Genomic DNA, 7,661 nt, shown 5'->3' with positions numbered 1-7,661 from the left:
AAAAAGCCGCTAAACAGGCAGAAGAAGCCAGCGAAAGCGAGCAAACTGAAGCTACTCAAACCGAAAGCGTGAGTGAGCAAAGCAAAGAGGCAAATGAGCCAACGGTGGGATCAGAAACAGACTCCAGCCGTACAGAGCAAGATGCTGAGGGCACATCTGAGCAGCAACAAGCTCTTAGCCCTGAAGCACGTAAAAAAGCCGCCGTTAAAGCCGCAATTGCAAGAGCAAAAGCGAAGAAGCAAGCGAAAGAACAAGAAGGAAATGAACCGTCATGAAACTAACCATGGCCTCATCCCCGCACAATCACAGCCATAAGTCGGTCAACAAAATCATGATGACCGTCATGGCAGCCTGTATTCCTGGGATCTTAGTCCAAACCTACTATTTTGGTTTTGGTGTATTGATCCAATTGGCTTTGGCGCTTATTACCGCAAGCCTTGCTGAAGCGCTAGTGCTAAAGCTAAGAGGTCGAGCGATATGGCCCAGTCTCAGCGACGGAAGCGCTTGGCTTACCGCCGTGCTGCTGGCTATCAGTATTCCGCCGCTAGCCCCTTGGTGGATAACCGTCATCGGCGCATTTTTTGCCATCGCAATTGTAAAACAGCTATACGGTGGCCTTGGCTTTAATCTTTTCAATCCGGCCATGGCAGCTTATGTATTACTGCTGATCTCCTTCCCTGTACAAATGACTTCATGGTCACCTATTCAAGCGCTCACGTTAGAGTCGCTAAGTTTTGTCGACCAACTTGCGATGATCTTTACTGAGTCCACCAGCCAAGGTGTCACACTTGACGTATGGCGTGCGGGCGTGATTGACGGTGCGACTGGTGCAACGCCATTAGACTCGGTAAAAACCGCAGTCTCACAAGGCTTAACCGTGAATGAGGCAATGAGTAAAAAGGGTTTTGGAGAACTTGCAGGACTTGGTTGGCAATATGTTAACCTCGCCTTTTTGCTAGGCGGCCTTTACTTGCTAAAAGCTAAAGTGATCAACTGGCATATTCCTGTGGCCTTTATTGCCAGTCTTGGCCTTGCTAGTGCGATTGGCTATATCATTGCCCCTGAGTCAGAGCCTGGCACCCTATTCCACTTGTTAAGTGGCGGCGCTATGCTTGGTGCCTTCTTTATTGCCACCGATCCCGTGTCAGCCTCTACCACTAATTTAGGTCGCCTGATTTACGGCGCGGCAATCGGCTTAACTGTCTATGTGATTCGCCAATTTGGAGGCTACCCAGACGCGGTGGCATTTGCGGTTGTGATCATGAACATGGCAGTACCACTTATCGATCATTACACTCAGCCTCGTACTTATGGTCATGGAGCAAAATCATGATAATTCAATCGATGCAGAAAAATGGCCTCATCCTCGCTGCATTTGCACTGGCAACAACAGGAGCGGTCGCACTGATTAATGACCTCACCAAGGACAAAATTGCCAGCCAAGAGCAGCAGCACCTGATGCAACTACTTTCTCAGGTTATTGCAGCAGATAAGTATGACAATACTTTGTATTTGGATTGCACCATCAGCAACGCGCTAGAACTTGGCCCAGGCGGCCCGCACACAATTTACAGAGCCAGACTCAATGGTGAACCCTCAGCCCTATTAGTAAGACACATCACCCCGAAAGGCTACAGTGGCAATATTGATGTCTTAACCGCTGTCGATAGGCAAGGTTTGATCTCCGGTGTGCGTGTGACGCGCCATGAAGAAACTCCGGGCCTTGGTGATAAGGTAGAGCTTGCAAAGTCTGCTTGGGTAACGACGTTCAACGGCGTACAAGTTGAGGGTGAGGCAGACCCTAAAATGAATGTGAAAAAAGACGGTGGTCAATTTGATTCATTTACTGGCGCAACCATTACCCCACGCGCCGTGGTAACCTCGGTAAATCAGGCCGCATGGTTTGCCAAAACTCATTTTGATGCGCTATTTAACGCGCCTAATACTTGCGAGGTGTCGCAATGAGTCAGTTAAAATCGCTCTTTCAAGAAGGAACATGGCAAAATAACCCCGCACTGGTCCAGCTTTTAGGGCTGTGTCCACTCCTTGCGGTGACTTCAACGGTAACCAATGCGTTAGGGCTTGGTATTGCCACACTACTTGTACTGGTTGGCTCTAACTTTACCGTATCGGTGGTGAGAAACTGGGTGCCAAAAGATATCCGTATCCCCGTGTTTGTAATGATCATCGCTGCCTTTGTTACTGTGATCCAACTACTCATGAACGCTTATACCTTTGGTCTGTATCAATCCCTTGGTATATTTATTCCGTTGATCGTGACCAACTGCGCCATTATTGGCCGTGCTGAGGCATTTGCTTCGAAGAACAGTCCGCTGTTATCGGTTTGGGATGGGTTAATGATGGGACTAGGTTTTGCACTGGTGCTATTTGTACTCGGTGCAATGCGCGAGTTGATTGGTCAAGGAACACTATTTGATGGTGCCGAGCTACTCCTTGGCAACTGGGCTAGTGTATTGCGTATTGAGATCTTCTCATTCGATCATCAATTTTTAGTTGCAATCCTGCCACCAGGCGCCTTTTTAGGACTTGGCTTTTTGATTGCTGCTAAAAACATTATTGACGCCCAACTCAAGGCCAAAGCAGAACCAACTGCTGAAGAAGTAAAAGGCCCAAGAGCACGAGTTACGAACTTAAACTAGTGCGGTAATAATAATGCCAATTTGCAGCGATACCGTCACTATCGCTGCTTAGTGAAAATAACCGCATGCTACCGTCATTGAATTTAGCAAGTAAATCTTATGAATAAACAAAAACGTATAGAAATACTCACGCGGCTCAGGGACGAAAATCCGCACCCTGAAACCGAACTAGAATATTCGTCACCATTCGAGCTTTTGGTTGCCGTTACCCTCTCAGCTCAAGCCACTGATGTTGGGGTGAACAAAGCAACGCGGAAGCTTTTTCCTGTTGCCAACACACCTGAGAAAATCCTGGAGCTTGGCCTTGAGGGCTTAAGAGACTATATCAAAACCATTGGTTTATTTAATTCAAAAGCCAATAACGTCTATAAAATGTGTCAGATCCTCGTCGACAAACACGGCTCCGAAGTTCCTGAAAACCGTGAAGCACTAGAGGCACTACCAGGCGTCGGCCGCAAAACCGCAAACGTAGTTTTAAACTGCGCTTTTGGCTGGCCAACCATTGCTGTAGACACCCATATCTTCCGCGTCTCCAACCGCACCAAGTTTGCTATGGGTAAAGACGTAGTGGCTGTCGAGCAAAAGCTAGAGAAGGTTGTACCAAAAGAGTTTAAAGTGGATGTCCACCACTGGCTCATTCTCCATGGCCGCTATGTGTGCACCGCGCGTAAACCTAAGTGTGGTTCATGTATTATTGAAGATTTGTGTGAGTTTAAAGAGAAGACTGAGTAAGGCGCAATTATTGTAGCCTTACCAAGTCACTTGTTCTCTTTGGTTTACTTAAATACAGAAATTGTTGTTCATCATGTGACGTATTGATCAGCATATCGCCGTTTTCTGAGCCTTGATGGATAACCTCAGTAAAGCCATTAAGCATATTAATGGTGACAAGCTTGAAATCATTATCTTTGTCTAATCTTAACGAAAGGGTGTTATCCGTCACTCTTACCCCGCTTATATATTCATCAGTAGCTGACCAAATATGCTCTTGTTGAGAGTCACTGTTTATACGAAATACTGCATTGCTGTTTGCAAAATATATTTGGTCGGTAGAGTCTAGCGCCATTGAGTAACACACTAGCCTTTCACCTTCTGTTTCATAGGTTTTTAAATTCAGTGTATCTAAGTCTAGCTTTGCAAGGTGAAAAGTAACGCCATCATCAGCTCTGTACGAGACGAGTACCGCATTGTCATGATGAAAGTGTTGGCGCAAACCAAATGGCTGATAACGGTGAGGGTACGCCTCAAAAGTGCCTGACTTCACATTAACTTTAAATAACTTGTCTTTACTAGCAGTAATAACCCCCGTACCATCGGGAGTCCATACCACACCGAACAACTCTTCATTGTTTGGGTTAGAAAAAATCATCCTTTGCTGCCCATCTTCATAGACATAAAGTTGCTTTAATCCAGCGCGGTGAGATTCAAAGACAAAACGTTTATCATCGGGAGAAAAAACAGGCAAAAAGTCTAAAGAAGAGGTATCAACCAAGGTTTCAAATTCTTTCTGAGCCGTTTTAGTTTTACGCAATATATCAACATCAACATTAAGCAGCTCCATAAAAATTTCAGAGCCTGTTGGGTTGAACTGAGCATCACGAATAAACTTGTAATTATTGAAATCAATCACAGAAAGTGATCCTTGTATATCAACTAGCTGTAATTTGGTTCGATTGCTGATCAGCACAGCCTCTCCATTTGGATGCCAACTAAGCCCCTGAATGCTGTCTTCAATTTCAACTAATTTAGATACGCTAAGCGTCTCGATATTAAGTAAATCAACGCGATAGCGATTTAACCCCATTTCATAGCCTAACGCCATTTGAGTTTCCTCTGGCGATAGCGCAAGCGCTTTCATCCAATCCTGCCCTTGTGCATTTAGTAACTGTTGCCTTTCACCGCTTTTTAAGTCTATTGAAGACAGCCAAGTATCGTTATTATCTTGATTTATCTCGATAAAATAAATTTTATTGCTACTATGCCACTGCAACTTTCCACGGCTAACATGAAAATTAGAAAACAGCCCTAATTTAGCAGTCCTTATCGGTGCCATTGTAATCGAGTCTAACGACATATAAGACATGCTTCGTTGGTCGTTATTATTCTCCATATAGGCAATAGCAGTTCCCTCAGGGTTCCACCCTAAGCTGTAATAATCAGAGCTGCGGGAAGTTAACTTAGCTTCCTGTCCGGACTCCAACGTTCTCAGCCAGATGTTGTTATTCCGTTCATCACCGCGAACAAAAGCTAAGTATTTACCATTTGGCGAAAGAGCTAAGAATGTCTCGTTAGCCTCATTCGATGTAACCGGCAGCAATTTTGAAAAATCGGTTTTTATTGACTGCGACGAAAACCATAGCCAAACACCAAGGGTAACAACCGCAATTAAGGCACAAAAGTAAGGAATAATACTCCGCCTTTCCATTACGTCATCAGGTAACTGTAAGCAATACCCTCGTTTCGGGTGAGTAACCAAAAATTTAGCACTTTTAGAGTCTTCATTTAGTGCCTTTCTCAGCAAAGCAATACAGCGTTGAACTGAACTCGGATTAAACGTAGATGCAGGCCAAACGGAAGAAAATATTTGTTCCTGACTGACAACTTCCCCTTTATGAAGAAATAGGTAGTGAAGAACATCCATCACTTTCGGTTCTAAAATAGCCTCATATTCTCCAGATGAGATCCGACACCGACTGAGGTCAACATCAAATTTGCCGATTTGGAACCTTTCCATTACTTCCTCAAAAAACATAAAAATCAACAACTAAGCTTTTCTTAAGAAATTGATAAGCCATATTTCATTGTCTCGCATTATTCACTTGGCGAGACTTCAGTCACCTAGAACATATTATCATTACAAAACGTGAAACTACCTTTGTTTTTAATAATTATATTTTGCAGTGCATTCTTATTGTTTCAAATACAGCCTATGCTATCAAAAGAGCTGCTACCTTTATTTGGTGGCAGTGCCTCTGTGTGGGCAGCCAGTATGCTTTTTTTTCAGAGTATTCTATTTTTTGGGTACTTATATGCCCACCAATTAAGTAAATTGTCCCTCAATTCACAGTTTCTCATTCATGCATCGCTACTGTGCACTTCAGTATTTTTTACTTTCAACAAAGACTTTCCCGTAGTAGCTGAAAGTACATATCCGTTAATTAGGATACTATTGATTTTAATACATCAGATTGGCTTGGCATTTTTCTTATTGGCTTCAACCAGTGTATTGTTGCAACAATGGTTTTTTAAAACATCAAGCCGAGACGTACCTTATCATTGGTATTCTTTATCAAACTTAGGCTCACTTATTGCGTTAATTAGTTACCCTTTTTTTGTAGAGGTTAACTTTCCAGTTTATGAACAAAAGCATTATTGGTTATTGGCTTTTGGTGGCTTCATCATTTTACAACTCGTATTAATGATATCACTAAGAAACTCAGCGTTTCCCGAACCAAAGCTCAACAGGGCAATGAAACTAGACGATACTCCCTTGAAAAATCTGTGGTTGTGGATTGCGTTATCGGCAACCAGCACCACAATGCTCATTGCTACAACTCAGATGATAAGTACCAATATTCCACCAATGCCATTTGTGTGGATATTACCTTTAATTATCTACCTAGTCAGTTACACCTATTCATTCTCATCAATCAGTGCTTATAAGCGCACTTTCTTATTACCATTTTTATTATTTGCCATTGCTGCTGGCTTGATGATGTACTTTATTGGCAGTCAATTTAATGCAACCTCTCAGTTGACCATGTTCAGTTTAATATTGTTAATTTGCTGCCTTGTTTGTCATGGCGAGTTACGTACCCATGCTCCAAACAATGAAAGTATGACCTTGTTTTACGTTGCTATTTCGTTAGGAGGCGCTTTGGGGAGCGTTTTCACAGCCTTGTTGGCTCCTTTGCTCTTCCAGCGAATAACTGAGTATCCGCTTGGATTATTGTTGGTACTTTTGCTTTTCGCTTGGTGTGGCAGCGCCAACCCAACCAAGCCTTTACCAGTCAAAGTTTATATAAGTTGGACAACTGCAGTAGTGCTGTTCATCGTTGGATATTTCAATTTAGAAAGCGCGTTTACTCAATACGATATCGCCAGTAAAAGAAGTTTTTATGGCTACCTTGCTGTCAAAGACATCGATATAAAGGATATAAACGAAAGACGCTTAATCGACGGCACAACGGTCCATGGCTCGCAGCCTTTGAAAAGTGAACAAAGTAGTGTGGCTTCGTATTACCAAGAAGATAGCGGGATCTCCACTTCCTTCAGCTACTTGAAACGCAAAAATGCACTCAGTATAGGCGTCATCGGCTTAGGTGCAGGTGTCTTAGCCAGCTATACTCGTCCAAGTGATAAAATGAGTTTTTATGAGTTAAACCCGGACGTTTACCATATGGCTAGCAAGTACTTCACATATTTGGATAATGCGAAAGGAAAAACTGAGGTAATCATTAACGATGGCCGCGTCGCTTTAAAAAATAGAAAAGAAAAGCAAAGCTTACTTTTTGATGCACTAATCATTGACGCATTTTCCAGTGATGTGATCCCTGCTCATTTGCTCACACAAGAAGCGTTCGAGCTGTATTGGCAAAATTTAAAGCAAGATGGCTTATTAATCCTCCATATCTCTAATAACCACATAGATCTGCTGCCGGTTCTACAGGGTCATAGCCATCAATTTGAAAAAGGATTGATTCAATTCAAGTCCCTAGGGAAACAAAAAGCCAGCTTCGGCTCGGATTGGATTGTATTAACTAGCGATTTATCATTTTTAACCTCATTTGGCGCTCATAGCAACAAAGTTAAATCCGAACACATTGCCACTAACCCAATAAAATGGACAGACCAACACTATAGTCTTTTGCCATTGATAAAATATTAAGACTAAATAACCTATAGATAGCCGTGGTGCAAAGAAACGATGCCCACGCTATCTTGCACCTATCTTCCGAATATCTAACCGCACCATGTACGCTATGGGTAAGGGCGTGATGG

At 43.0% G+C, this 7,661-nt stretch carries 6 protein-coding genes and 1 pseudogene; 6 read left to right on the top strand and 1 reads right to left on the bottom strand.

Annotated features, from left to right (window positions below; translation table 11 throughout):
* The 5 genes and pseudogenes from CEX98_RS18790 to nth form a co-directional block, all read left to right on the top strand.
* Positions 1–275 (top strand): annotated as a pseudogene (locus tag CEX98_RS18790) (electron transport complex subunit RsxC); the annotation flags it as partial.
* Complete coding sequence (rsxD, locus tag CEX98_RS18785; RefSeq protein WP_099643539.1) at positions 272–1,333, top strand: electron transport complex subunit RsxD; 1,062 nt, start codon at positions 272–274, stop codon at positions 1,331–1,333. The pseudogene CEX98_RS18790 and the gene rsxD, both read left to right, overlap by 4 nt.
* A complete protein-coding gene (gene rsxG, locus CEX98_RS18780) occupies positions 1,330–1,965 on the top strand; it encodes an electron transport complex subunit RsxG (protein WP_099643538.1) in 636 nt (211 codons plus the stop codon). The genes rsxD and rsxG overlap by 4 nt, the downstream gene beginning before the upstream one ends.
* Positions 1,962–2,660 carry an electron transport complex subunit E gene (locus CEX98_RS18775; protein WP_099643537.1) on the top strand — a complete coding sequence of 233 codons (699 nt, stop codon included), beginning with the start codon at positions 1,962–1,964 and terminating at the stop codon, positions 2,658–2,660. Before rsxG ends, CEX98_RS18775 begins: the two co-directional genes overlap by 4 nt.
* 99 nt (positions 2,661–2,759) lie before the next feature.
* Positions 2,760–3,392, top strand: a complete 633-nt coding sequence (gene nth, locus CEX98_RS18770; RefSeq protein ID WP_010607376.1) for an endonuclease III — start codon at positions 2,760–2,762, stop codon at positions 3,390–3,392.
* 7 nt (positions 3,393–3,399) lie between these two features.
* On the opposite strand, the gene CEX98_RS18765 is transcribed toward nth, so the two are convergent.
* On the bottom strand, positions 3,400–5,394 hold the full coding sequence (locus CEX98_RS18765) for a winged helix-turn-helix domain-containing protein (protein ID WP_099643536.1): 1,995 nt from the start codon (positions 5,392–5,394) through the stop codon (positions 3,400–3,402).
* 435 nt (positions 5,395–5,829) lie between these two features.
* Between CEX98_RS18765 and CEX98_RS18760 the strand changes: the two genes are divergently transcribed.
* The gene (locus tag CEX98_RS18760) at positions 5,830–7,548 is read left to right on the top strand and encodes a fused MFS/spermidine synthase (RefSeq protein WP_242441758.1); all 1,719 of its coding nucleotides are present in this window, start codon (positions 5,830–5,832) and stop codon (positions 7,546–7,548) included.
* Positions 7,549–7,661: the final 113 nt, after the last annotated feature.

Origin of the sequence: Pseudoalteromonas piscicida (assembly GCF_002744175.1) — a bacterium.
Lineage (GTDB): Bacteria > Pseudomonadota > Gammaproteobacteria > Enterobacterales > Alteromonadaceae > Pseudoalteromonas > Pseudoalteromonas piscicida_B.
Note: the sequence above shows the minus strand (reverse complement) of the source record. Positions and strands in the feature narration are given on the sequence as shown.

Bases quoted from the DNA above. Each gene is read 5' to 3' on its own strand.
- rsxD (WP_099643539.1), top strand. From the start codon at position 272: ATGAAACTAACCATGGCCTCATCCCCGCACAATCACAGCCATAAGTCG.
- rsxG (WP_099643538.1), top strand. From the start codon at position 1,330: ATGATAATTCAATCGATGCAGAAAAATGGCCTCATCCTCGCTGCATTT.
- CEX98_RS18775 (WP_099643537.1), top strand. From the start codon at position 1,962: ATGAGTCAGTTAAAATCGCTCTTTCAAGAAGGAACATGGCAAAATAAC.
- nth (WP_010607376.1), top strand. From the start codon at position 2,760: ATGAATAAACAAAAACGTATAGAAATACTCACGCGGCTCAGGGACGAA.
- CEX98_RS18765 (WP_099643536.1), bottom strand. From the start codon at position 5,394: ATGGAAAGGTTCCAAATCGGCAAATTTGATGTTGACCTCAGTCGGTGT.